Origin of the sequence: Cobetia sp. BMC6 (genome assembly GCF_029991385.1) — a bacterium.
Lineage (GTDB): Bacteria > Pseudomonadota > Gammaproteobacteria > Pseudomonadales > Halomonadaceae > Cobetia.
This window is the reverse complement of the sequence record NZ_JAKUMF010000008.1, coordinates 48,240-72,172: the sequence shown is the minus strand read 5'-3', so window position 1 is coordinate 72,172 and position 23,933 is coordinate 48,240. Positions and strand designations below refer to the sequence as shown.

General features: G+C 62.4%; 18 protein-coding genes. 4 read left to right on the top strand and 14 right to left on the bottom strand.

Features of this window, described 5'->3' with window-relative positions; translation table 11 throughout:
* Nucleotides 1–61: 61 nt before the first annotated feature.
* The 6 genes from purU to glyA all read right to left on the bottom strand — a co-directional run bounded on the left by purU (nucleotide 62) and on the right by glyA (nucleotide 8,030).
* Nucleotides 62–937: a formyltetrahydrofolate deformylase gene (gene purU / locus MKZ40_RS13795; protein WP_043333136.1), complete on the bottom strand. Its 876-nt coding sequence runs from the start codon at nucleotides 935–937 to the stop codon at nucleotides 62–64.
* A 240-nt stretch (nucleotides 938–1,177) separates the two neighbouring features.
* Nucleotides 1,178–1,879 carry a sarcosine oxidase subunit gamma family protein gene (gene soxG / locus MKZ40_RS13790; protein ID WP_225347500.1) on the bottom strand — a complete coding sequence of 234 codons (702 nt, stop codon included), beginning with the start codon at nucleotides 1,877–1,879 and terminating at the stop codon, nucleotides 1,178–1,180.
* Nucleotides 1,872–4,979 (bottom strand): sarcosine oxidase subunit alpha family protein, encoded by a 3,108-nt coding sequence (locus tag MKZ40_RS13785; protein WP_043333137.1) that lies wholly within the window; start codon nucleotides 4,977–4,979, stop codon nucleotides 1,872–1,874. The genes soxG and MKZ40_RS13785 overlap by 8 nt, the downstream gene beginning before the upstream one ends.
* Nucleotides 4,976–5,302 (bottom strand): sarcosine oxidase subunit delta, encoded by a 327-nt coding sequence (locus MKZ40_RS13780; RefSeq protein WP_043333138.1) that lies wholly within the window; start codon nucleotides 5,300–5,302, stop codon nucleotides 4,976–4,978. The genes MKZ40_RS13785 and MKZ40_RS13780 overlap by 4 nt, the downstream gene beginning before the upstream one ends.
* Before the next feature lie 25 nt (nucleotides 5,303–5,327).
* Nucleotides 5,328–6,578: a sarcosine oxidase subunit beta family protein gene (locus MKZ40_RS13775; RefSeq protein WP_043333139.1), complete on the bottom strand. Its 1,251-nt coding sequence runs from the start codon at nucleotides 6,576–6,578 to the stop codon at nucleotides 5,328–5,330.
* A gap of 141 nt (nucleotides 6,579–6,719) precedes the next feature.
* The gene (glyA, locus tag MKZ40_RS13770; protein ID WP_043333140.1) at nucleotides 6,720–8,030 is read right to left on the bottom strand and encodes a serine hydroxymethyltransferase; all 1,311 of its coding nucleotides are present in this window, start codon (nucleotides 8,028–8,030) and stop codon (nucleotides 6,720–6,722) included.
* Nucleotides 8,031–8,402: 372 nt separating this feature from the next.
* Between glyA and MKZ40_RS13765 the strand changes: the two genes are divergently transcribed.
* Nucleotides 8,403–9,293 (top strand): AEC family transporter, encoded by an 891-nt coding sequence (locus MKZ40_RS13765; protein ID WP_043333141.1) that lies wholly within the window; start codon nucleotides 8,403–8,405, stop codon nucleotides 9,291–9,293.
* 559 nt (nucleotides 9,294–9,852) lie between these two features.
* Here MKZ40_RS13765 and nhaC read toward each other — a convergent pair.
* Both nhaC and MKZ40_RS13755 read right to left on the bottom strand, forming a co-directional pair.
* Complete coding sequence (nhaC, locus tag MKZ40_RS13760) at nucleotides 9,853–11,385, bottom strand: Na+/H+ antiporter NhaC (protein WP_052384475.1); 1,533 nt, start codon at nucleotides 11,383–11,385, stop codon at nucleotides 9,853–9,855.
* A 215-nt stretch (nucleotides 11,386–11,600) separates the two neighbouring features.
* A complete protein-coding gene (locus MKZ40_RS13755) occupies nucleotides 11,601–12,710 on the bottom strand; it encodes a hybrid-cluster NAD(P)-dependent oxidoreductase (RefSeq protein WP_043333184.1) in 1,110 nt (369 codons plus the stop codon).
* 619 nt (nucleotides 12,711–13,329) lie between these two features.
* On the opposite strand from MKZ40_RS13755, the gene MKZ40_RS13750 reads away from it, so the two are divergent.
* Nucleotides 13,330–14,613 carry an aromatic ring-hydroxylating dioxygenase subunit alpha gene (locus MKZ40_RS13750; RefSeq protein WP_043333142.1) on the top strand — a complete coding sequence of 428 codons (1,284 nt, stop codon included), beginning with the start codon at nucleotides 13,330–13,332 and terminating at the stop codon, nucleotides 14,611–14,613.
* 147 nt (nucleotides 14,614–14,760) lie between these two features.
* Here MKZ40_RS13750 and cyoE read toward each other — a convergent pair whose 3' ends face one another.
* The 5 genes from cyoE to cyoA are packed head-to-tail and all read right to left on the bottom strand — an operon-like array spanning nucleotide 14,761 to nucleotide 19,565.
* A complete protein-coding gene (gene cyoE, locus MKZ40_RS13745; protein ID WP_043333143.1) occupies nucleotides 14,761–15,615 on the bottom strand; it encodes a heme o synthase in 855 nt (284 codons plus the stop codon).
* A gap of 13 nt (nucleotides 15,616–15,628) precedes the next feature.
* The gene (gene cyoD, locus MKZ40_RS13740) at nucleotides 15,629–15,958 is read right to left on the bottom strand and encodes a cytochrome o ubiquinol oxidase subunit IV (protein WP_043333144.1); all 330 of its coding nucleotides are present in this window, start codon (nucleotides 15,956–15,958) and stop codon (nucleotides 15,629–15,631) included.
* Entirely contained in the window at nucleotides 15,955–16,581 is a 627-nt protein-coding gene (cyoC, locus tag MKZ40_RS13735) for a cytochrome o ubiquinol oxidase subunit III (protein ID WP_043333145.1), read from the bottom strand. Before cyoC ends, cyoD begins: the two co-directional genes overlap by 4 nt.
* Before the next feature lie 2 nt (nucleotides 16,582–16,583).
* Nucleotides 16,584–18,593 carry a cytochrome o ubiquinol oxidase subunit I gene (cyoB, locus tag MKZ40_RS13730; protein WP_052384476.1) on the bottom strand — a complete coding sequence of 670 codons (2,010 nt, stop codon included), beginning with the start codon at nucleotides 18,591–18,593 and terminating at the stop codon, nucleotides 16,584–16,586.
* A 3-nt stretch (nucleotides 18,594–18,596) separates the two neighbouring features.
* The gene (gene cyoA / locus MKZ40_RS13725) at nucleotides 18,597–19,565 is read right to left on the bottom strand and encodes a ubiquinol oxidase subunit II (protein WP_084589337.1); all 969 of its coding nucleotides are present in this window, start codon (nucleotides 19,563–19,565) and stop codon (nucleotides 18,597–18,599) included.
* A gap of 1,493 nt (nucleotides 19,566–21,058) precedes the next feature.
* On the opposite strand from cyoA, the gene MKZ40_RS13720 reads away from it, so the two are divergent.
* Together MKZ40_RS13720 and MKZ40_RS13715 are read left to right on the top strand one after the other, a co-directional pair.
* Nucleotides 21,059–21,688 carry a flavin reductase family protein gene (locus tag MKZ40_RS13720; RefSeq protein ID WP_052384477.1) on the top strand — a complete coding sequence of 210 codons (630 nt, stop codon included), beginning with the start codon at nucleotides 21,059–21,061 and terminating at the stop codon, nucleotides 21,686–21,688.
* 232 nt (nucleotides 21,689–21,920) lie between these two features.
* Nucleotides 21,921–23,501: a BCCT family transporter gene (locus MKZ40_RS13715; RefSeq protein WP_043333147.1), complete on the top strand. Its 1,581-nt coding sequence runs from the start codon at nucleotides 21,921–21,923 to the stop codon at nucleotides 23,499–23,501.
* A gap of 127 nt (nucleotides 23,502–23,628) precedes the next feature.
* On the opposite strand, the gene MKZ40_RS13710 is transcribed toward MKZ40_RS13715, so the two are convergent.
* Nucleotides 23,629–23,868 carry a hypothetical protein gene (locus tag MKZ40_RS13710; protein WP_043333148.1) on the bottom strand — a complete coding sequence of 80 codons (240 nt, stop codon included), beginning with the start codon at nucleotides 23,866–23,868 and terminating at the stop codon, nucleotides 23,629–23,631.
* Nucleotides 23,869–23,933 lie beyond the last annotated feature (65 nt).

Here is a 23,933-nt window from a genome sequence, read left to right as displayed (position 1 = left end):
GTGGACGTTGTGGAGCTCGTGAACTGCATGAACTGAGTGAACTGACGGACGCAGCCCGGGCTCAGTTACCGAACACCACCGTGCGCTTGTCATGCAGGAAAACGCGACGCTCGAGGTGATAACGCACGCCGCGCGACAGGGTCAGGCACTCGATATCACGGCCCTTGGCGATCAGGTCTTCGGGATAGTGGGCGTGATCCACCGTCTCGACGCCCTGGGTGATGATCGGCCCTTCATCGAGATCATCATTGATGTAGTGCGCGGTGGCACCGACCAGCTTGACGCCCTTCTCGTAGGCCTGGTGATAGGGGCGCGCACCCTTGAAGCCCGGCAGCAGCGAGTGGTGGATGTTGATCGCCCGCCCCGAGAGCTTCTCGCACATGTCGCTCGACAGCACCTGCATGTAGCGCGCCAGAATCACCAGCTCAGCCCCGGTGTCCTGCACGATCTGCCATACCCGAGCCTCCTGCTCGGCCTTGGTCTCGGCGGTGATCGGCAGGTGGTGATACGGCAGGCCATGCCACTCGGCCAGCGGTGCCATGTCCGGATGGTTGGAGATGACAGCGGTGATGTCCATCGGCAGCTGGCCGATGCGATGCCGATAGAGCAGGTCGTTCAGGCAGTGGTCCGAGCGCGAGACCATGATGACCACCTTCATGCGCTCATCCGGCGCACTCAGGCTGACGTCCATCTCGAAGTCGGCGGCACGCGTACCCAGGCCCTGCTCGAAACTCGCGGCATCGAAGCCGTCATCGAGGGTGCCGGCCTCGGTCTGCGGACGAAATTCGGCCCGGATGAAGAAGCGCCCCGACAGGCGGTCATCGAAGGAATTGAGCTCGGTGATATAGCAGCCCTGCTCGCGCAGGTAGCGTGTCACGACGTCCACCGTGCCGATGCGGCTGGGACATTGGGCGGTCAGAATCCAGGTATCACGCATACGTAGGTGCCTGTCATGTAAGGATTATCTATTGTTGGAAGCAGCAACGTCAGGGTTGCATCCGAGGCCCTGCGCGACAAACCAATATTATTGAGGCGGGCTTCAGTATTTCTGAAGCCCGCCTCCTGGCCCGGGCAAGGCCCCTGGCAGTCGATTCAGGTCATTGCGTGCGCCTGCGACAGACCTCTCTCCAGACGCAGATCTATCTCCAGACGCAGACCTCTCTCTCCAGACGCAGAATCAGCCCTTGATGCAGACCCCGAATTCCTCGCTGGCATCCAGCAGCCAGCGGCCGAGGTAATCGGCGAAGCTTCTGCGCACCACCAGCTCGAATTCGCTCTCGCTGACGCGGCGCAGCACCAGTGTCGCCTTGGCGAACACCGCCGGCACGCCACGTCCGACCGGGAAGGCACGCGGGTGCACATCGGTGGGCGTCGACTTCATCAGCACCTGACGCGCCTGGTCGCCACTCAGCGAGATGACGGTCTGACCACCGCTGACGTTGACCACCTGATAGCGGCCGGCCAACGCCTCATGCAGCGCCTTCTCGACAGTGAAGGCTTCCTCGCCGGGCACCAGGATCAGCCACTCATCCGGTGACAGCCACTGGATCGAGCGACCGCCCTCATTCTGGTGGAGGGTCGCCGGCGTCAACGGCAGCGCCAGACCCAGCGCCGCCTCGACACCCTCGGCGAAGCCCGGCTGCGCGGGGTCACCGCGCAGCGTCAGGTGACCGAGAAACGCCTTTTCCTGCAGCACGATGCCGGCATCGCCGTCATCGCGGGCCGTGAACAGATGCGCCAGCGGCGAACGGGCGCACTGAGCGTGGACCTCGGGCGTCGGGCGCTGGTCGATCACCGACGTCTGAGAACTTGTCATGTCCTGCGGCTGCGCATCGACGGCGGCACCCGCTTGCGGGTCGAGTGTGGTGGCATCAGACATGCTGGCGCTCCCCTTTCTTGTCGTAGAACACCGGTGAGGTGATTTCGGCTTCCAGCGTCGTGCCATCGGCCTGCGGCAGGAACACCGTCTCGCCGATGCGCTTGGCACCGCCCTTGACCACCGCCAGCGCGAAGCCATGTCCCAGCGTCGGGCTGTAGTAGCTGGAGGTCACGTGGCCGACCATCGGCATCGGGATGGCATGCTCGGGGTCGAAGACGATCTGCGAGCCTTCCGGCAGCACGATGCGCTCATCGCCGGCCTTCTTGCGCGTCGGAATCAGGCCGACCATCTGCTTGCGGTCATCGCGACGGGTATCCGGACGCGACAGCGCACGCTTGCCGATCCAGGAATACGGCTTGTTGTAGCCGACGCACCACTGCATGCCGAGATCTTCCGGGGTGATCGAGCCATCGGTGTCCTGACCGACGATGATGAAGCCCTTCTCGGCGCGCAGCACGTGCATGGTCTCGGTGCCGTAGGGCGTGAGGCCGTACTTCTTGCCGCACTCGAACAGGCGCTTCCAGACATGCAGCCCGTAGTTGGCCGGCACGTTGAGCTCGTAGGACAGCTCGCCGGTGAAGGAGATGCGGAAGATGCGCCCGGGAATGTCGGCAATCAGTCCTTCACGCACTTCCATGAACTTGAAGCTGTCGCGATCAAGGTCGATGTCGGTCAGCTCGCCGACCAGCGCACGCGCCTCGGGGCCGGTGACGGTCAGGGTTGCCCAATGATCGGTGACGCTGGTCATCTGCACGTCCAGTTCCGGCCATTCGGTCTGGTGCCACAGTTCCAGCCATTCCAGGATCGAGGCCGCGCCACCGGTGGTGGTGGTCATCAGGAAGTGGTCTTCGGCCAGACAGGTGGTGACACCGTCGTCCATCACCATGCCGTCGTCGTGACACATCAGGCCGTAGCGCGCCTTGCCGACGCCCAGCTTGGCCCAGGCATTGGTGTAGATGCGGTTAAGGAATTCGCGCGCATCGCGACCGGTGATGTCGATCTTGCCCAGGGTCGAGGCGTCCAGAACGCCGACCTTCTCGCGCACCGCCAGACACTCGCGCTCCACCGCGGCATGCATGTCCTCACTGCCCTGCGGGTAGTACCAGGGGCGCTTCCACTGGCCGACATCCTCGAACTTGGCGCCCTGCGCTACGTGCCATTCGTGCATCGCGGTGTAGCGGATCGGGTCGAACAGCTCGCCGCAGTGACGGCCGACGATGGCGCCGAAGGTCACCGGCGTGTAGTTGGGGCGGAACACGGTGGTACCGGTGTCGGGGATGGTCTGCCCCAGACAGCGCGCGGCGACCGCCATGCCGTTGATGTTGCCCAGCTTGCCCTGGTCGGTGCCGAAGCCCATCGCGGTGTAGCGCTTGACGTGCTCGATGGACTCGAAGCCTTCACGGGTGGCGAGCTCGATACCGGCGGCGGTGACGTCGTTCTGCAGATCGACGAACTGCTTGGGCGCGCGAGCGGTGGGCTTGTCGTGCGGCACCTGATAGAGCGGCAGCATCGGCGTTTCTGCAAGTTCGGAGACCGCAGGCACCTCGGCCTGGGCGGTCTCGAACTCACAGGCTTCCACCGCGGCGACACCGCTGGCGTAGGCCGCGACCAGCACATCTTCCAGCGCGAAGCTGCCATTGGCGGCGCCGCAGGCATCGAAGCCCTTGAGCATCGGTGCGCCCAGCGCGGGCAGGAAGCCGTGGATCTCGTCGCTCCATACCGGACGCGCACCGGTGTGCGCCGCCAGGTGAACCACCGGGCTGTAGCCGCCGGAGCTCGCGATGGTGTCGCAGGCGAGCTCTTCCACTGCCCCCGTCACGCTGAAGGCATCGATATCGATGGCCGCGATGCGTGCGCCTGTCACGCGACGCTCGCCCTTGGCCTCGATCACCGCGGCGCCGGCGATGATGCGAATGCCCGCGGCACGCGCCGCCTCGACCATCACGCCGGCAGGGTCCGGACGCGCATCGGCGATCGCGACCACTTCACGACCGGCCGCCGCCCAGGCAAGTGCCGCGCGATAGGCGTGGTCGTTGTTGACCGACAGCACCAGCTTGTCACCGGCGGCGACGCCGTAACGGGTCAGATAGGTGGTGACGGCACCGGCCAGCAGGTTGCCCGGCACATCGTTGTGGCTGTAGACCAGTGGCCGCTCGTGGGCGCCGGTGGCCATGATGACGCGATGGGCACGCACGCGGTGCAGACGTGAACGTGCCTGCTGGGCGCCGCGGGCATTCAAGGGCGCGAGGTCAGCCTGATGCTCGGTACGGCGCTCGTGCAGGGTCACGAAGTTGTGATCGTGGTAGCCGTTGGCGGTGGTGCGCGGCAGCAGCTGCACATCCTCGCAGGCTTCGAGTTCCGCAAGCACCGCGTCACGCCATTCGATGGCAGGCTGGCCATCCAGGGTCTGATCGAGACAGTCCGCCGACATGGAGAGCAGCGAGCCACCCAGCTCTTCCTGCTCATCACACAGGATGACGCGCGCGCCGCTGCGGGCCGCGACCAGCGCCGCCATCAGGCCCGCCGGGCCGGAGCCGATCACCAGCACATCGGTGTGCTGATGCAGGTGATCGTAGATGTCCGGGTCCTCCTCGAGCGGAGAACGCCCGAGACCGGCGGCCTTGCGGATGTACTTCTCGTAGGTCATCCACAACGAGGCCGGCGCCATGAAGGTCTTGTAGTAGAAGCCCGGCGGCATGAACTTGCCGCCCAGCTTGCCGACCTGCGGCAGGAAGCGGCTCATCAGGTCCTTCTGCGCCTTGACCCAGCCGCTGACGGCGTGGGCTTCCAGGCCGTCGTAGAGCGCCTGCTGGGTGGCACGCACGTTGGGCACCTGGCCGGCTTCGGTGCTGCCCAGCTGCAGGATGGCGTTGGGCTCTTCGGCACCGGCGGCGACCAGACCGCGCGGACGCGCATACTTGAAGCTGGCGTTGAGCACGTCGAGGCCGTTGGCCATCAGTGCCGAGGCGAGGGTATCGCCTGCCAGGCCCTGATAGCGCTTGCCATTGAAGGTGAAGGTCAGCGGCGTGGCGCGATCGATGCGTCCACCCGAGGCGAGACGGCGCGGGGCAGCGGCGGTCTGGTTGTCTTGCTGGCTCATGCGCTCACCCCCTTGGCTTGCGTAGTCGGATCGGCTTTCGTCTCACCGGTGATGGTGGGCTGCTCGCCCATGCGATAGGTCTCGAGAATCTCGTAGGTCACGGTGTGGCGGGTGATGTTGAAATACTTGCGACAGCCCACGGCGTGAATCCACAGCTCGTGGTGGACGCCACGCGGGTTGTTGCGGAAGAACAGATAATCCCCCCACTCGGCATCGGAGCAGGCTTCGGGGTCCTTCGGGCGCTCGATATGCGCCTGGCCCTTGACGTGGAATTCCTCTTCCTCGCGCAGCTCGCCGCAGTAGGGACAGAAGATATGCATCATGGTCGGTCGTCTCCTGACGGCAGGTTCAGTGCGCGACGCCAGCGGCGCCGTGTTCGTCGATCAGCTTGCCCGTGTTGAAACGGTCATAGGAGAAGGGTTCTGCCAGCGGATGGGTGCGCCCCTTGGCCAGTGTCCAGGCAAAGACGTTGCCGGACCCCGGCGTGGCCTTGAAGCCACCGGTCCCCCAACCGCAGTTGAAATAGAGCCCCTTCACGGGCGTCTTGGAAATGATCGGACAGGCGTCCGGGCAGGTGTCGACGATGCCGCCCCACTGACGGTTCATGCGTACCCGCGAGAAGATCGGGAACATCTCGACGATGGCCTGCAGGGTGTGCTCGATGGTCGGGTAGCTGCCACGCTGGCCGTAGCCCACGTAGCCGTCGATGCCGGCACCGATGACCAGGTCGCCCTTGTCCGACTGGCTGACATAACCGTGGACGTGGTTGGACATCACCACGGTGTCGAGAATCGGCTTGAGCGGCTCGGAGACCAGCGCCTGCAGCGGGTGGGATTCCAGCGGCAGGCGGAAGCCGGCCTTCTCGGCCATCACCCCGGAGTTGCCGGCGGTGACCACGCCGACACGCTTGGCACCGATGAAGCCGCGTGAGGTTTCCACCCCGACGATGGCGCCATCCTGCTTGCGGAAGCCAGTGACTTCGGTCTGCTGGATCAGGTCGACGCCGAGGCTGTCGGCACCGCGCGCGAAGCCCCAGGCCACGGCGTCGTGACGTGCCACGCCACCGCGCGGCTGCCAGGAGGCGCCGAGAATCGGGTAGCGTGCGCGGCTCGAGCAGTCCATCGCCGGCACCAGTTCCTGCACCTGCTGAGCATCCAGCACTTCGCCATCGATGCCCTGCAGACGGTTGGCATTCACGCGCCGCTGGATGTCACGCATGTCCTGCAGGGTGTGGCCCAGGTTGAGCACGCCACGCTGGGAGAACATCACGTTGTAGTTGAGATCCTGGGACAGGCCTTCCCACAGCTTCATGGAGTGCTCGTAGAGCGCCGCCGCCTCATCCCACAGATAGTTGGAGCGCACCAGGGTGGTGTTGCGCGCGGTATTGCCGCCGCCCAACCAGCCCTTCTCGATCACCGCGACATTGGTGATGCCGTGCTCCTTGGCCAGATAGTAGGCCGTGGCCAGACCATGCCCGCCGCCACCGACGATGACGACGTCGTATTCCTTCTTGGGTTCTGGACTACGCCAGACCTTCTGCCAGTTCTCATGGTGGCTGAGCGCATGCTTGACCAGCCCGAATCCCGAGTAACGCTGCATTTGCCACCCTCCTCACATCTTTGCCACCGCAAGCGCTGTCCGGTGCTCTCGCCCGAGTGATGTCTGTTGTTGTCACCCGAGTGATGTCTCTGCGCTTGCGGCATGTGTCGTTGTTATCGTTGTCTCTCGCCAGCGCCTTGTTCAGGCAAGCGCGGCGGGGTCGGTCACGCTGTTCGATGCATAGACCGGGAAGCGGGCACAGACTTCCTCGACCTTGCCGCGCACCTCGGCTTCCACCTTGGCGCTCTCGCCGGTGGACAGCGCGTCGAGCAGATCACAGATCCAGCCGGCCAGTGCCTCGCATTCCGCCTCGCCGAAGCCGCGCGTGGTGGCGGCCGGAGTGCCGATGCGCAGCCCGGATGTCACGAAGGGACTCTGCGGGTCATTCGGCACGCTGTTCTTGTTGACGGTGATATGGGCGCGGCCCAGTGAGGCATCCGCGTCCTTGCCGGTCACGCCCTGACGGATCAGCGAGACGAGGAACAGGTGGTCATCGGTACCGCCGGAGACCACGTCATAGCCGCGCGCCATGAAGACCTCGGCCATCACGCGGGCATTGGCGATCACGCGGGCCTGATAGCTGACGAAGTCCTGGCTCATCGCTTCCTTGAAGGCCGCGGCCTTGGCGGCGATGACGTGCATCAGCGGGCCGCCCTGCTGGCCGGGGAAGACGGCGCCATTGAGCTTCTTGTGCAGCGCTTCATCACCGGTGGCGGAGAGAATCAGGCCACCGCGCGGGCCGCGCAGCGTCTTGTGCGTGGTGGTGGTGACGACATGGGCGTAGGGCAGCGGGCTCGGGTAGTGACCCGCCGCGACCAGACCGGCCACGTGGGCCATGTCGACCATCAGCCAGGCGCCGATCTCGTCGGCGATATCGCGGAAGCGACGCCAGTTGACCACCCGCGAGTAGGCGGAGAAGCCGGCGATGATCATCTTCGGCTTGTGCTCGCGCGCCAGACGTTCCATTTCCTCGTAGTCCAGCTCGCCGCTCTCGGTCAGGCCGTATTGGATGGCGTTGTAGTGCTTGCCGGAGAAGTTGGGCGCCGCGCCGTGGGTCAGGTGGCCACCATGCGCCAGGCTCATGCCGAGGATGGTGTCGCCCGGCGAGACGAGTGCCATGAACACGGCCGCGTTGGCCTGGGCGCCGGAGTGCGGCTGCACGTTGGCGTAGTCACAGCCGAACAACGCACAGGCGCGCTCGATGGCCAGCGTCTCGACCTTGTCGACGAATTCGCAGCCGCCGTAGTAGCGCTTGCCGGGATAGCCTTCGGCGTACTTGTTGGTCAGCTGACTGCCCTGAGCCTCCATCACCAGCGGGCTTGCATAGTTCTCGGAGGCGATCAGCTCGATATGCGCTTCCTGACGCGCTGTCTCTTCGAGGATGGCCTCGGCCAGTGCAGGGTCGAGTCTGGCCAGTCGGTCATCACGGGTGTAGCCATGTTGCTGAGACATTGCGCGCCTCCGGTAAGCGGATCGTTGTTGTTGGAGTGGATCGATGAAGGGTGATCAGTGTTCGTCTGTTCGCTCAAATCCTGTCGAGTCAGCCGGCGCCAAGGCCATGGGTGGCTGTCTTGACCCGATACTAGCCCTGCCCCCCTGCGGCAAACTGCTTGTCAGCGTCACCCCGCAGCGCGAATGCGACATCGGCAGGCAAAAGCGACATCTCGACGGCCCGCGCAGAGCTGCTGCGAATAGTGGCTGCCCGCCACTGGCGCTACACCGAAGCCCCTGCGGGCAGGTATGCTAGACACCGATATCGTGCGATCAGGCGCCGGATGACGACTGATCCATGCAAGCGCGCGCCTGAGGAAGGGAGTTGAGAATATGCTGATGGAATTGCTGGCGGTGATGGCACCGGTACTGTGTGGCGCCGCCATCGGCTTCTTCTGGGTCAGGCTGGGCAACGACTACCCGATGGCCTTCGTCACCCGGCTGGTGCTCTACATCGGCACGCCGGCGCTGATCCTCAATGCGCTGGGTAGCGCCGAGATCGACAACTCGAGCTTCCTGCGTACGGGCCTGGCGACGCTGTCCGTGATGGCTCTGCTGCTGGCGCTGAGCTGGCCCTTCGCGCGCCTGATCGGCAAGCCCTGGAAGGTCGCGGTGGCGCCGTTGCTGTTCTCCAACGTCGGCAACATGGGCCTGCCGGTCTCGCTCTACGCCTTCGGTCAGGCCGGCTTCGCCTACGCCATCACCATCATGGTCACCATGTCGCTGCTGCAGTTCACCCTCGGCGCCTGGCTTGCCAGCACCAGCGGCAACCCGCTGCGCAGCGTGGTGCGCTCGCCGACCATCTGGGCCAGCATCGTCGCCACCCTCATGCTGCTCTGCGATGTGCACATGCCGCGCTTCGTCGCCAACAGCCTGGAGTTGATCTCCGGCTTCACCGTGCCGCTGATGCTGATCACCCTGGGCGTGTCGCTGGCCAGCATTCGCGTCAGGAATCTGGCGGCGGGCGTGGGCTTCAGTGTCCTGCGCATTCCCTTTGCCGCCCTGTGTGCCTGGGGGATCGGCACCCTGCTGGACCTGCCCCCGCTGGCGCTGCATGTGTTGACCATGCAGATGGCCATGCCGGTGGCGGTCTACAACTACATGTTCGCCCAGAAGGCCGGGCGTGAGCCGGAGTACGTCGCTACGCTGGTATTCTGCTCGACGCTCGCCGCCTTCCTCTATCTGCCCATGCTGCTGGCGGCGATGGGGGCGACACTGGGCTGAGCAGACTGCGGCTGCCCGAGCATTTCCGCAGTGAATGACAGGCACAAAAAAACCACGCGAGCCTGAGCTTGCGTGGTCGTGTGACACCTTCCTGCGGAAACTGCCGTGCCGTGAAGAAGACGGTATTGCACCATCCCGATATTGAGCAGCACGGCGCTTCCTGTTGCGACGATCAGCCTTGTAGTCCTGCTGGCACCCGCTCCCGGCCTGGAGGTGGCGCACTGTTCCCCTGTGTCATCATTGCCCTTTTGACCAAACCCGTGACTGGAGTGGCAGTCGTGGACCTGACGTGAACGCTCTCCGCTCTCGACCCGCAGCTGAAGGTGGCATGCAGCCCAACGGGGCCTTGTGCTTATGGCACCAGGGCAAACCCTGGCATGGCCTGGCGGGACTTCCCGCAGAGCCCCCTGCACTGCATGCGCTCATTCACGTGGCAACATCTGAAGGGTAGCCCCGAAGTCGTCTGCACCTCCAGATGGTTTGTGCCGTCTTCCTGCGCGAGTCGACTTGCTCATGAACCTGAGCATGAAGTCTTAGAGCACTCATGCCGAGCAGACTGTCAGCGCACCTCGGGCGTGGCGGCTGGCAGTCCCGCCAGGCCCTCGGCCTGCTGCTGACGCAGCTGGGCCAGCGTTGTCACGGCATGTCCCCTGGCTTGCCATTCGGCGCGCTCATCATCATCGGCCCGAATGATGAAGCGTCCAAGCAGGGTGTAGAGCAGCCCCAGCAACGGTGACAGCCAGCAGGCGAAGGCCAGCGGAATGTACAGCAGCCCCTCCATGCCCGCGCCACCGGCCATCAGCCCCAGTGAACTGACCACCACCGCACCACCGGCATTCCAGGGAATCAGCGGTGAGATCAGCGTGCCACCCTCTTCCAGTGAGCGCGACAGATTGAGCGTCGAGTATCCCTCACCGCGATAGATCGGCGCGTACATGCGCCCCGGCAGAGCGATGGAGAGGTAGGGGTCGCCCGCGATGACATTGGTCAGCGCCGCCGTGGAACTGGCCGCGACCTGCAGACCGAAGATACCGCGCACCTTGACCAGCACCGCGGCACACAGCGCCTCCAGACAGCCGATGATTTCCAGCAAGCCCCCGAAGGCCAGTGCGATCATCACCAGCAGGATGACCCAGGCCATCGACATGATGCCGCCGCGATTGAGCAGGCTGTCGATCTCGCTCACGCCGGTGCTCAAGGCGTAGCCGCCCTGCATATAGCCGAACAGTGCCTTGACCGCCTCGCCCTGTACGCCGAATGCCACGACCGCCCCGGCCAGCACCCCGACGAACAGCGCCGGGAGTGCCGGCATGCGCGCAACGGCCAGTGTCATCACCAGCAGCGGCGGCATCAGCACCCACAGATTGAAGGTGAAGTGTCCGGAAAGCCCTTCGGTGATGGCGGTGATGCGCTCGAGATCCAGCACCTGACCGGCGGCGAGCAGGTTGCCGGCGATCAGGTAGATCACCAGTGCGATCAGCATGGCGGGAATGGTGGTCGGCATCATGTTGCGGATGTGCGCGAACAGATTCACACCCGTCACCGCCGGCGCCAGATTGGTGGTATCCGACAGCGGCGAGACCTTGTCACCGAAGAAGGCGCCGGACACCACCGCACCGGCGGTCCACCACGGCGGAATGCCGAAGCCGGCCCCGATGCCCATCAGCGCAAGCCCCACCGTGCCCACGGTGCCCCAGCTGGTACCCAGCGCTACCGAGACCACCGCGCACAGCAGCATGGCCGCCGCCAGGAAGTATTCCGGCGAGACCAGCTTGAGTCCGTAGTAGATGATCATCGGCACGCTGCCGGAGGCGATCCAAACCCCGACCGTCATGCCGACCAGAATCAGGATCGCGATGGAAGGCAGGCCGACACGCACGATGCGCATCATGCCCTCTTCCATCGCCGACCAGCCGTGGCCCAGCTTCCAGCCGACCAGCGCCGTCATCGCGACGCCACAGATCAGCGGTACGTGCGGAGTGAATTCACCGAAGACAAACAGTTGCAGGGCCAACACGGCCAGCGTTGCCAGGATAGGCAAGCTGGCCATGGGCAGGGAGGGGCGTTGCGGTGCATCGACATCACGAGTCATGAGACATTGCTCCATTAGCCAGTTTTACTTGTTGTACCCCCACGCTAACCGACCCATGTCCCGACAGATGACTGACAGCGTCACCGGCCTCCCTGTATGCGACATCGTCTACGACTTTCCGCCTATCACTTGCGCGAGATTCATTCACCTCGCCGGGGACTGTCACCAACTTCATCTTGTGGTGAAAAGACGCTCTCCACTAGAACCTCAGATCCTCAGTAATCGATCACCACATCGCCATTGGGCACACTGCAGCAGGACAGGATGAAGCCTTCGGCGACGTCTTCATCGGTGATGCCGCCGTTGTGTTCCATCTCGACCTCGCCCGAGACCTTCTGCACCCGGCAGGTGCCGCAGATGCCCATGCCGCAGGCCTTGGGAATATGCAGGCCGAGCTTGGCGGCGGCGGCGTGGACGGTCTCGCCCGGGGCGATCTGCACCGACTTGCCGGTGGCGGAGAACTCGACCCGCGTGAGATCGGAGCGGTCCAGCTCATCGGCCAGCACCTCGGCCTGTTCGGCCTGCTCGATGGCCTCTTCCTCGACATCGACCGGCGTGGCACCGAAGGATTCCTCGTGATAGCGGCTCATGTCGAAGCCGTGGCTGCGCAGCAGATGCTTGACCGCATTCATGTAGGGCGTGGGGCCACAGCAGAAGATCTCGCGCTCCATGAAGTCCGGCGCGATCATCTCGAGCATCGCATCGGTGAGATAGCCGCGATAGCCGGACCAGGTCTGGCCGGTCTCGAAGCGTTCACAGATGACGTGCATGTTGAACTCCGGCACGCGGGAATCCATGAACTCGAGCTGACGCCAGAAGATGATGTCGCGCGGGCTGCGCGCACTGTGCACGAAGGAGATGTCCACATTGGCATTGGTATCGAAGTACCAGCGCGCCATCGACATCAAGGGCGTGATGCCCACGCCACCGGACAGCATCAGAATGCGTTCCGCCGGGTAGTCGATGCAGTTGAAGTTGCCGACCGGGCCGTGCACCGCCAGCACATCGCCTTCATTGAGGTTGTCGTGCAGCCAGTTGGAGACCAGCCCGCCCGGCACGCGCTTGACGGTGATCGAGAAGCTGTAGGGCACCGACGGTGAGCTGGAGATGGTGTAGGAGCGCATGATCTGCTGGGCATCGATCTCGAGCTCCAGGGTCACGAACTGCCCCGGCTTGAAGAAGAACATCACCGGCTGTTCGGCCATGAAACAGAAGGTGCGAACGTCCCAGGTTTCCTGAATGACCTTCACGCAGCGCACGCTATGTCGACCGTTGGTCCAGGTCTGCGTCGTAACTGGATTGAAGTTGCTGAGAGTGGTGCTCATGAAGGCCTCGCTGGGCATGTTGTTCTTGGAGACATGTTCTTGAAGAGACAGTGTCAGGCCACCCTGCGCTGCGTGCGCGGCCAACGGTGGGACATGCTCAGGATTGTCGAGTCAGCGCCCGGCAAGCATTTATCCGTGCACGACAGAAACATGCCCGATCACTCCAATCCCGCCCCCGCAGCGCCCTGCCGCCGCCTCATCGCTACGCCTGCCTGTGCCTCAAAGCCCCTGCGCAGACGACCGGCGTCGGAAATACATCATTGAGCGTCGCCATCAGACATAAGTCGTGACTTGACCTCAGCCACACTGCGATCCATGCGTGGCAATGCCACTCAGATGTCATGCGGACTGCCTGAACTTCCACGCTGACTATCCTGTCGAGCGAGCGGCACTCTGCCTGCGCCGCCCTCGACACCCGAACCGACCAGGACGGGATGACGCACCGCGCGATGCATTGGCACTCCCTCATGGGGCCCCGATGTAGCCCCGCGGTGCTGCCCGGCAATGGTCTGTTCACTCGTTCCCTCTGTCCCGGCTTCACAACAACAATGATCAGCACACTCACTCAACCCAAGGCGACCCTGCTCCCGGCGCCTACCGACCGTGCGAGGACACCGCGATGAGCGACTTACTGGAACACGCTCAGGATCAGCAGCGTCAGGCGGTACGCGAGGCCGCCGCGCGGCTTCTAGAGGCCCGCAGTCCCGGCTACACCCTGCCCCAGCCCTTCTACAATGATCAGCGCCTGTTCGATCTCGACATGAAGGAGATCTTCGAGCGCGAGTGGCTGTTTGCCGGTCTCAGCAGCGAGATCCCGCTCAAGGGCAACTTCATGACCATGGATGTAGGCAACAGTCCGATCATCATCGTGCGCGGTGACAACGGGGCCATCCATGCCTTCCATAACGTCTGTCGCCATCGCGGGTCCCGCCTGTGCAGCACCGAGCGTGGCAAGGTCGCCAAGCTGGTGTGCGGCTATCACAAGTGGACCTATGAGCTGGATGGCCGCCTGCTGTTCGCCGGTTCCGACATGGGTACCACCTTCGATACCAGTGAATACGGCCTGCACCCCGTCCACGTGCGCTCAGCCGGCGGCATGCTGTTCATCAACCTCGCCGAGCAGCCCGAGAACTGCGAGCCGTTCTTCAAGACGCTGGAGTTCTACCTCAAGCCCTACGACATGGAGAACGTCAAGGTCGCGGCCAGCTCCTCCATCATCGAGGAAGGCAACTGGAAGCTGGTGATCGAGAACAATCGCGAGTGCTATCACTGCGATGGCTCCCACCCGGAGCTGCTCAACACCCTGCAGGAATTCGATGACACCGATGACCCGCGTGCCACCGAGGCCTACAAGGCGCTGGTCGCCAAGAAGCAGGCCGACTGGGATGCCGAGAAGGTGCCCTATCAACTGGTGCGCTTCGGTCGCCGCAATCGCATGACGCGCACGCCGCTGCTGGAAGGCACCGTCTCGATGACCACGGACGGCACCCCGGCGTGCAAGAAGCTGCTGGGTCGCCTGCAAAGCCCCGACATGGGCTCGCTGCGCATCCTCAACCTGCCCAACTCCTGGAACCACTTCATGGGCGATCATGCCGTGGTCTTCCAGGTCGACCCGATCGGCCCCCTCAAGACCCGCGTGACCACCAAATGGCTGGTGCACAAGGACGCGGTGGAAGGTGTCGACTACGACCTGGCGAAGCTGCGCAAGGTGTGGGACGCCACCAATGATCAGGACCGTCAGCTGGTGGAAGAGAACCAGCGCGGCGTCAACTCCAGCGCCTATCAGCCCGGCCCCTACTCGGCGACCTTCGAGTTCGGTGTCGTCGACTTCGTCGACTGGTATGCCGAGCGCATGCAGGAAGCGCTCAAGGGACAGCAGGAGCCGCATCTGCAGCTGGCCTGAGGGCTTGAGTCCTTGAGTCCTCGAAACCTGAGACTCTGAAAGACAGGCAAGAAAAAACCCGCCACCGGCAAGCCGGTGGCGGGTTTTTTTGGCTTTCACTCGGGCAACACGCCGATGGCGGGTCACCCGAGAGGTACTACGGCTGGATTACAGCTGCGTGTCCAGGCTCATCATCAGGCTGAGCGCCATGACGATGATGATGGAGAAGCCGAACAGCTTGCGTGCCCAGGAGGCATCAGGCTGATCCTTGAGGCGCCAGGCGGCCAGATACAGCCACCAGCCACCCGTGACGGTCGCGACTACCAGATACCAGATGCCGGTATATCCCCACAGTGTCAGCAACAGCGACACCGGGATGAAGCCGGCAATGTACCCCGTCACTACACGCTTGGCATGCTCCATGCCTCGCGCTACCGGGAGTACCGGAATATTGGCGGCCCGATAGTCATCGACACGAAACATGGCAATCGCATAGGAATGCGGCATCTGCCACATGCTGAAGATGATCAACAGCAGCAGCGCCCCCATGTCCGCCTGACCGGTGACGGCCAGGTAGCCGACCACTGGCGGCGCAGCGCCGGACAGTGAGCCGATGAGGGTGCCATACACCGAGCCACGCTTGAGCCACATGCTGTAGGCCCCGACATAGATCACGAAGCCCAGCCCCACGGCGATCATCGCCATGAGATTGGTCATCGCGGCCAGAAGCCAGAAGCCTGCAAGGCCCAGCACGCTGCCGAAGACGAAGGCCCCCTTCAGCGAGATGTCGCCCTGCACCAGAGCACGGCCCTGGGTACGTGCCATGTGGCGGTCGATATCGCGATCGATGCAGTTGTTGAACACACAGCCTGAGGCCACGATCAACGCCACCCCGACCAGGGTGGCGATGAACAGCGCCCAATCCACCTCACCACCGGAAGCGAGAAAGAAGCCGCCGCTGACGGTGATCAGGTTGCCGAAGATAATGCCCGGCTTGGTGGTACGCAGGTAGTCCTTGATCATCAGGCTCACGCTATCAGATGGGCATCATGTTCTGATTCAGCTCGATCATGATCCATATGGAACCACCAACGACGATTGCCACGATCACCACGGTGAACAGCATGGCCATGACATTCCAGCTCTGCTCCTTGGAGCCGTCCAGGTGCAGGAAGAAGTACAGCTGCACGAAGACCTGAGCGATGGCGAAACCGTAGATGGCCCAGATCACGCCGACACCCGGATCATCCATCATCATCACCATCCCGAACGGGATGATGGTCAGGATGATGGAGAGAATCAGACCGGTCACGTACTGCTTGACGCTGCCGTGATTGTCGTTGTGGTCGTTGTTGGAATGGCTCATAGCATCACTCCTGTGAGATAGACGACGGTGAAGACGCAGATCCAGATGACGTCCAGGAAGTGCCAGAACAGGCTGAGCATCATCAGACGACCGCGATGCACTTCCGTCAGACCTTTCTTCTTGACCTGGAAGATCAGCAGCGCCATCCAGATCAGACCGACGGTCACGTGCAGACCGTGGGTGCCGACCAGGGTGAAGAAGGCAGACAGGAACGCGGACTTGTCCGGACCCTGGCCGTTCACGATCAGGTGGTAGAACTCATAGATTTCCATCGCGATGAAGCCTGCGCCACAGGCGAAGGTGATCATCAGCCACTTGATCACCGCGGAGCTGTCTCCGCGGTTCATGCCCAGCATCGCCAGGCCGTAGGTGAAGCTCGAGGCCAGCAGCAGCGCGGTCTCGACCAGCACGAAGTTCAGCTCGAAGATCTCGGCGCCCGTCGGGCCACCGGCATACGCCTGGCTCAGTACCACGTAGACCGCGAACAGCATCGCGAACAGGATGCAGTCGCTCAGCAGATAGAGCCAGAAACCGAAGACCTTCAGGCCGTTGGTATCGTGATGCTCGTGATCGTCATGGGCGTCATGCGCCCCATCGTGAGATGTCATTGCATTATTCGCCATGATTACCCCTGAACCACTGTGTCGTTAGGTGTGCGGGCGCTGGGCAGGGCGCGACGCTCGCGACCCTCACGCTCGACACGCTCCACTTCCTCGACGGACACGTAGTAGTCGATGTCGTAGTTGAAGGAGCGCACGATGAAGGTAGCGATCATGCCGACCAGCCCGACCACGGCCATCCACCAGATGTGCCAGATCAGTGCGAAACCGAACACCAGGCTGAAGGCGGAGATGATGACGCCAGCAGCGGCGTTGCGCGGCATGTGGATCGGCGCATAAGGCTTCTTGGCCTCCTGCTCGATGCCACGTTCCTTCATTTCCCAGAACTCGTCGAGCTCGGAAACCTGCGGCTCGTGAGCGAAGTTGTAGAACGGTGCCGGTGAAGTGGTGCTCCACTCCAGGGTACGACCGCCCCAGATATCGCCAGTGGTGTCCTGCAGCTGCTTGCGGTTCTTGATGCTGACCGCGATCTGGATCACGGTGCACGCGATACCGATCAGGATCAGGACAGCACCGATGAAGGCGACGACCAGGTACGGCACCCACAGCGGGTTGTCGACGTGCTGCAGACGACGGGTCATGCCCATGAAGCCGAGGATGTACAGCGGCATGAAGGCGAGGTAGAAGCCAGTGATCCAGAACCAGAAGGAACGCTTGCCCCACTTCTCGCACAGCATGAAGCCGGTCGCTTTCGGGAACCAGTAGGTGATACCGGCCATCGCACCGAAGACCACGCCGCCGATGATGACGTTGTGGAAGTGGGCGATCAGGAACAGCGAGTTGTGCAGTACGTAGTTGGCGCCCGGAACGGCCAGCAGAACGCCGGTCATGCCACCGATGGTGAAGGTGACGATGAAGCCCAGGGTCCACAGTACCGGAGAGGTCATTTCGACGCGACCGCGGTACATGGTGAACAGCCAGTTGAAGATCTTCACACCTGTCGGGATCGAGATGATCATCGTCGCGATACCGAAGAAGGCGTTCACGTCAGCGCCGGCACCCATGGTGAAGTAGTGGTGCAGCCAGACGATGAACGACAGGACGGTGATGACGAGAGTCGCCCACACCAGCGAGGTGTAACCGAACAGCTTCTTCTTGGAGAAGGTGGCGATGACTTCGGAGAACACACCGAAGACCGGCAGCACCAGGATGTACACCTCAGGATGGCCCCAGGCCCAGATGAGGTTGACGTACATCATCATGTTTCCACCAAGGTCATTGGTGAAGAAGTGGAAGTCGAGGTAGCGATCGAGCGTCAGCATCGCGATGGTAGCGGTCAGAATCGGGAAGGCCGCGACGATCAGGACGTTGGCGCACAGTGCGGTCCAGGTGAAGACCGGCATCTTCATCAGGGACATGCCCGGCGCACGCATCTTGAGGATGGTGGCGATGAAGTTGACACCTGTCAGCAGGGTACCGACACCGGAGATCTGCAATGACCAGATCCAGTAATCCACCCCGACCCCGGGGCTGTAATTGGCCCCCGACAACGGCGGATAGGCCAGCCAGCCAGTCTTGGCGAACTCACCCAGACCCAGAGAGATGTTGACCAGCAGCGCGCCGACCACGAACAGCCAGAAGCTGAGCGAGTTCAGGAACGGGAAGGCCACGTCACGTGCGCCGATCTGCAGCGGCACGACAACGTTGATCAGACCGATGACCAGCGGCATCGCCACGAAGAAGATCATGATCACGCCGTGGGCAGTGAAGATCTGGTCGTAGTGATCCGGGGGCAGATAGCCCTGACCACCACTGGACGCCAGCATCTGCTGGGAACGCATCATGATCGCATCGGAGAAACCACGGATCAGCATCACCAACGCGACGATGATGTACATCATGCCGATCTTCTTGTGATCGACAGAGGTGAACCACTCATTCCACAGGTAGGCCCACTTTTTCTTTACCGTGATGAAGCCGACAAGGGCTGCACCACCGAGGATTACCGCCGCAAGCACGATCATGATGATCGGCTCGTGATACGGAATCGCCTCTAATGTGAGTTTTCCAAGCATTGCTTATTCCTCGGTTGCCATCGCAGATTCAGCGTGACCAGAAGCGTCATGATCGGACATGCCGTCTTCGGCGCTGTCGTGATGCATTCCACCCTTCTTCATGTGGCGCATCTGATCATCGCTCATGCCCAGCTCCATGCCGTCCATGTAGGGCGCCATGATCTGCTCATACAGGTTCGGCTTGACCTGACCATAGAAGGTCGGGGCGACGTCCTCGCTCGGCTCCTTGAGAGCGGCAAGACCAGCGTCATCCAGCACCTTGCTGCTGCCGCGTGCCTTCTCGATCCAGGCGTCGAAGTCGCCTTCGCTCATGACATGCGCCTTGAAGTGCATGTCGGCGAAGCCGGCGCCGCTATAGCTGGCAGAGATACCGTCGTAGGTACCCACTTCACTGCCGATCAGGTGCAGACGGTTTTCCATCCCCGCCATTGCATAGATCTGGCTACCGAGCTGCGGGACGAAGAACGAGTTCATCACCGTGTCGGATGTGATGTGGAAGCGAACCTGACGATCCACCGGCATGGCCAGTTCATTGACCGTCGCGATGCCCTGCTCCGGATAGATGAACAACCACTTCCAGTCCATGGACACGACCTGCACCTCGATCGGCTCACCGCCGTCGACGATCTCGGCACGCGGGTCCAGCTCGTGCGTGCTCTTCCAGGTCAGGATGCCCAGAGCGAGGATGATCAGGCACGGAATGCCCCAGACCACGATCTCGATCTTGGTGGAATGCGCCCAGTTGGGCGTGTAGGTCGCCTTGCTCTGCTTGGTATCGCGATAGCGCCAGGCGAACCACAGCGTCATGAAGATGACCGGGATAACAACCACGAGCATCAGGTAGGTAGCAGTCAGGATCAGCGACTTTTCGGATTCACCGATAGGCCCCTTGGGATCGAAGAGTACGGCGTCACAGCCGGACAGCATCAATAATCCCGCGAGGATAGGGAGTCCCCGCAGAGCCCCCCGCATTAGGCTTTTTCTCATCTCACGACCTCGTTGGAACACGCCATGGCGTCATGACGAGCCCACATGTGGAACACAGCGTTCGAAGAAATGACCAACAGGAAGCCGTCGATCTTTCGAACGAAATCAGAAGATTTCCCGCAGGCGGGCACAGGATAGAGAAAAGACAGGGGGGCTGACTACGGGGCAGGATGACGCACCAGGGGCCACATGCGGATGACTTCGGCCATCCGGTGCGCGCCAATCATGCCTTGAGCGGCATGAGTTCTCTCACGCTCGAGGGAGGTTAAAGCAGCGGGATCGGAGGGGGAAGCCGACACTCACGGCAATGATGTCGCGACAGTGCATGCCTTGCAGGGCCAGACAGCTCGTCATTCACCGGCCTTCTCCGCGATGCCAGCCCCCCTGCCCTGCTTGATGATGCCCGTGAGAATCACGACCTTGTCGCGTCACAATTCAGTGCATCCCCACAGATGTCCTCGCCATCGGCGCACCAGGTGGCGTCGAAGCAACCACTACCGCCACACGATACTGCGCAACAAAACCCCAATAAACAGCCACCAATTGAAATTAAATGCCAAAAATTGTACCGATAAGCCTTTCAAAAGTTGCTGAAGTACTCCCCCAACCCGGGCGAGAGAGGCATTTTCCCGACATGATACTTGTATGAGGCCGGCGTTCATTGACGAGAAAACATGCATCATTATCGATCATTACCTGACAGGTAAATGCACCATGATGCGTCTCACATGATGCTGGCATTCCCGATCAACAGGGGACACTTTTTCGCAACCTTGGCATGCCATTCTCATGATCAATGCCGAACCAAATGGCCTGATGAGTGTCATTTTCCGTCATTCATTTACGCGGACTCACCACCTTTCTGCCAGATGACGCCCAGCCTTCCATCATAAAAAATACACAAATAAACACACCTCAGAAACTCTCTGGTTACCAATTTTGCACAAAAATCCGGTTTCCCGCCCCCATTGTGTGACTTGAGTCAGACAAGGAATGAACTCGACCGCGGCGTCAGGAACAACATCCTCGAAAAAGGTCAAGACCTGCGACAATTGACCACACCAAAAATAGGGACAATGATCTGGGAGAATTTCCCGGGGCCTTTTCCACGCCCAGCGGCCACACAGGTCTCTCTTCACCAGCACCATCGGCCTGAGGTCAGGCGCGATTCGCGTTCCCCATCAGCGATGATTCGCGGCCGCCACTCGCCGCGACGGCCAGATTCTCGAGCTCTCGGTCTAGCGGTCTCTTGGCTTGCCGGGTCTCTTGGCTTGCCGGGTCTCTTGGCTTATCGGGCTCTGGGCCTGGCGGGCTCACACTCTCTCCAATGTCAGGGCCGTGCGACATGCTGCCTGAGCGGGTCGAGAGCCATGCCCTGAAACGCCCGCTTTGCGATGACAGCTCTGCGATGACAGCTCTACAGCTACAGCTCTGCAATGACAGCTCTACAACAACAGCCCTGCAACGAGAGCCCTACCATGACTGCCTCCTCGACCACGCATTCCCTCATCGCCGCCGACCAGCTTCCCGCAGGCATCCTCTATCGCCTGTTCTCGGGCAGCATCGCGCCCCGGCCGATCGCCTGGGTCTCGACCATCGATGCGGCAGGCAACACCAACCTCGCGCCCTTCTCGTTCTTCACCATCGCCAGCATCAATCCGCCGGTGCTCGCCTTCAGCCCGCTGCGCAATGGCGAAGGCAAGACCAAGGACACCCTCAACAACCTCGGGCAGGTCGCGGAATGCGTCATTCACATCGGTGGCGAGGCGATGAGCGAGGCGCTCAATCTCACCAGCGCCAGTCTCGCCGCCGACGAGGATGAGTTCACCCACGCGGGCCTGAACAAGGTGGCCATGCCGCCGCTTGCGGTCCCGCGCGTGGAGGGCGCCCCGATCGCCTTCGGCTGTCGACTGCGCGACATCATCTCGTTCGGTGATCAGCCGCTGGCCGGTTCACTGGTGCTGGCCGAGGTGGTGGTGATGCATGCCGACGCAGCGGTCTGGGATGGGCGGCATGTCGACAATGAGGTGCTGCGTGCCATCGGGCGCATGGCCGGCAGTGACTATGCACGCACGGATAGCCTGTTCAGTTTACAGCGCCCCGAATGACTTTCCGGCACGGATAGGAAATCCATAAACCTTAATACAATCAATGCCTTTCAGCGCACGACAAGGATGGCTCAAGGTTTGACGCCACCACCTGCAACTGGCAGAAAGGCGCATGTTGCACAAGGCTTCAGACCAAGGTCTGAACGCTTCCACCAGGCGGGACAAGGTCCCTCATTCTGACTCGAGATGCCCACAGGAGCGGCTATCGAAAGAAAACATACGAGGTAACTCCATGTCATCGAATCCGTATGTGACGGATTACCAGATCGGTCAGGACAATGTTCAGCGACTCGGGCTGGATGTCCACAAGCCGGTCTTCACCATCAGTGCGCTGCTGATCGTAGGCTTCATCCTGTTCACGCTGCTGATGCCCGAGTCGGCCGAGTCGGCACTGGGCGGCGCCAAGGCATGGTCCATCACCCATGGTGATTGGCTGTTCATGCTCTCCAGCAACTTCTTCATCCTGTTCTGCCTACTGCTGGTCCTGCACCCGGTCAGCCGCCTGCGTCTGGGCGGACGCGACGCCAAGCCGGAATTCAGCCGGATGGCCTGGTTCGCGATGCTGTTCGCGGCCGGCATGGGCACCGGCCTGATGTTCTGGGGGGTCGCCGAGCCAGTGGCGTACTACACCGACTGGTCCGGCACGCCACTGAACGCACCACCGCGTACGCCGGAAGGCGCAACGGCGGCACTCTCGGCCACCGTCTTCCACTATGGGCTTCACCCGTGGGCCATGTATGCCGTGATCGGCCTGTCGCTGGCCTTCTTCGCCTACAACAAGGGCCTGCCGCTGACGCTGCGCTCGGTGTTCTACCCCTTGCTGGGTGAACGTGTATGGGGCTGGAGCGGCCATATCATCGATATCGTCGCGGTGCTCGCCACCCTGTTCGGCCTTGCCACCTCTCTGGGGCTGGGCGCGGCACAGGCGGCCTCGGGGCTGGACCATCTGTTCGGCATCGGCGATGGGCTGGTCAGTCAGATCGGCGTGATCGTGGCGGTCACGCTCGCGGCCATCTACTCGGTGAGTCGCGGCCTGGATGGCGGCGTCAAACGCCTCTCCAATCTCAACATGATGCTGGCCGCGCTGCTGGTGGTGTTCCTGTTCATCGTCGGCCCGACCATGGACATCATCACCGGACTCGGCACCACCAGCGTCGGCTATCTGGAATATCTGCTGCCGCTCTCCAACTGGATCGATCGCCCCGACGAAGGCTGGTTCCATAGCTGGACCATCTTCTACTGGGCCTGGTGGATTTCCTGGTCGCCGTTCGTCGGCATGTTCATCGCGCGTATCTCGCGCGGACGCAGCGTGCGCGAATTCGTCACCGCCGTGCTGGTGGTACCGACCCTGGTCACCATCGTGTGGATGACCGTCTTCGGCGGCACCGCACTGGAAGAGGCACGAGCCGCCGGCAGCGAGCTGGCCCAGGGCATCGACACTCCCTCGATGGCCATGTTCCAGATGTTCGACAGCCTGCCGCTGTCCTCCATCACCTCCTGCGTCGCCATCGTGCTGGTGCTGGTGTTCTTTGTGACCTCCTCCGACTCCGGCTCGCTGGTGATCGATTCCATCACCGCCGGTGGCAAGCAGGATGCTCCGACGCGCCAGCGCATCTTCTGGGCAGCGGCCGGCGGCCTGATCGCCTGTGCCCTGCTGTATGGCGGCGGCAGCACCGCACTGAGTGCGCTGCAGGCGGGCGCCATCTCCACGGGACTGCCCTTCACGGTGGTGCTGCTGGTGATGTGCTTCTCGCTGTTCCGCGGTCTGCGCTGGGAGAAGCGCGAATACGATCGCGCCAACGCAGCGACCTGAGCCACTGCGCGCAGTGAAAAGAGGCGAGTGAGCACCCACGCAAAAGGGCCTGTCAGTCGACAGGCCCTTTTGTTCATCTGGCAATCAGTGTCAGCGCGCGGCGCGCAATCTTTCAGGAGTGCCGCGCCTAGCGCAGTCCCGGCAGCAGATACTTGTCCAGCGCCTGGCGCACCGACGGCAGCAGGATATCGGAGTGCATCACCAGCTCGCGCACCAGTTCCTGCAGGCCCGGCACGCCCACCTCGGCATGCTTTCTGAGTGCCATGCGCGCGCAGGTATCCGCGCAGGCATGCTCGGAAATCTGCACGCCCAGCGCCACCAGCCGCTCACGAAAGTCTTCGTGATCAATCAGCTCCACGATCATCATCGTCATTCTCCTTGCTCGCTGACGGCGGGCATTGTCATTGGTATTGACCCACTCTGTTCTGAGCA

Coding starts and splice junctions, on each gene's coding strand:
- MKZ40_RS13750 (WP_043333142.1), top strand. CDS start 13,330: ATGAGCGACTTACTGGAACACGCTCAGGATCAGCAGCGTCAGGCGGTA.
- nhaC (WP_052384475.1), bottom strand. CDS start 11,385: ATGACTCGTGATGTCGATGCACCGCAACGCCCCTCCCTGCCCATGGCC.
- purU (WP_043333136.1), bottom strand. CDS start 937: ATGCGTGATACCTGGATTCTGACCGCCCAATGTCCCAGCCGCATCGGC.
- cyoE (WP_043333143.1), bottom strand. CDS start 15,615: ATGATCAAGGACTACCTGCGTACCACCAAGCCGGGCATTATCTTCGGC.
- MKZ40_RS13755 (WP_043333184.1), bottom strand. CDS start 12,710: ATGAGCACCACTCTCAGCAACTTCAATCCAGTTACGACGCAGACCTGG.
- MKZ40_RS13710 (WP_043333148.1), bottom strand. CDS start 23,868: ATGATGATCGTGGAGCTGATTGATCACGAAGACTTTCGTGAGCGGCTG.
- soxG (WP_225347500.1), bottom strand. CDS start 1,879: ATGTCTGATGCCACCACACTCGACCCGCAAGCGGGTGCCGCCGTCGAT.
- glyA (WP_043333140.1), bottom strand. CDS start 8,030: ATGTCTCAGCAACATGGCTACACCCGTGATGACCGACTGGCCAGACTC.
- MKZ40_RS13720 (WP_052384477.1), top strand. CDS start 21,059: ATGACTGCCTCCTCGACCACGCATTCCCTCATCGCCGCCGACCAGCTT.
- cyoA (WP_084589337.1), bottom strand. CDS start 19,565: ATGCGGGGGGCTCTGCGGGGACTCCCTATCCTCGCGGGATTATTGATG.
- MKZ40_RS13715 (WP_043333147.1), top strand. CDS start 21,921: ATGTCATCGAATCCGTATGTGACGGATTACCAGATCGGTCAGGACAAT.
- cyoC (WP_043333145.1), bottom strand. CDS start 16,581: ATGGCGAATAATGCAATGACATCTCACGATGGGGCGCATGACGCCCAT.
- MKZ40_RS13775 (WP_043333139.1), bottom strand. CDS start 6,578: ATGCAGCGTTACTCGGGATTCGGGCTGGTCAAGCATGCGCTCAGCCAC.
- MKZ40_RS13765 (WP_043333141.1), top strand. CDS start 8,403: ATGCTGATGGAATTGCTGGCGGTGATGGCACCGGTACTGTGTGGCGCC.
- cyoD (WP_043333144.1), bottom strand. CDS start 15,958: ATGAGCCATTCCAACAACGACCACAACGACAATCACGGCAGCGTCAAG.
- MKZ40_RS13785 (WP_043333137.1), bottom strand. CDS start 4,979: ATGAGCCAGCAAGACAACCAGACCGCCGCTGCCCCGCGCCGTCTCGCC.
- MKZ40_RS13780 (WP_043333138.1), bottom strand. CDS start 5,302: ATGATGCATATCTTCTGTCCCTACTGCGGCGAGCTGCGCGAGGAAGAG.
- cyoB (WP_052384476.1), bottom strand. CDS start 18,593: ATGCTTGGAAAACTCACATTAGAGGCGATTCCGTATCACGAGCCGATC.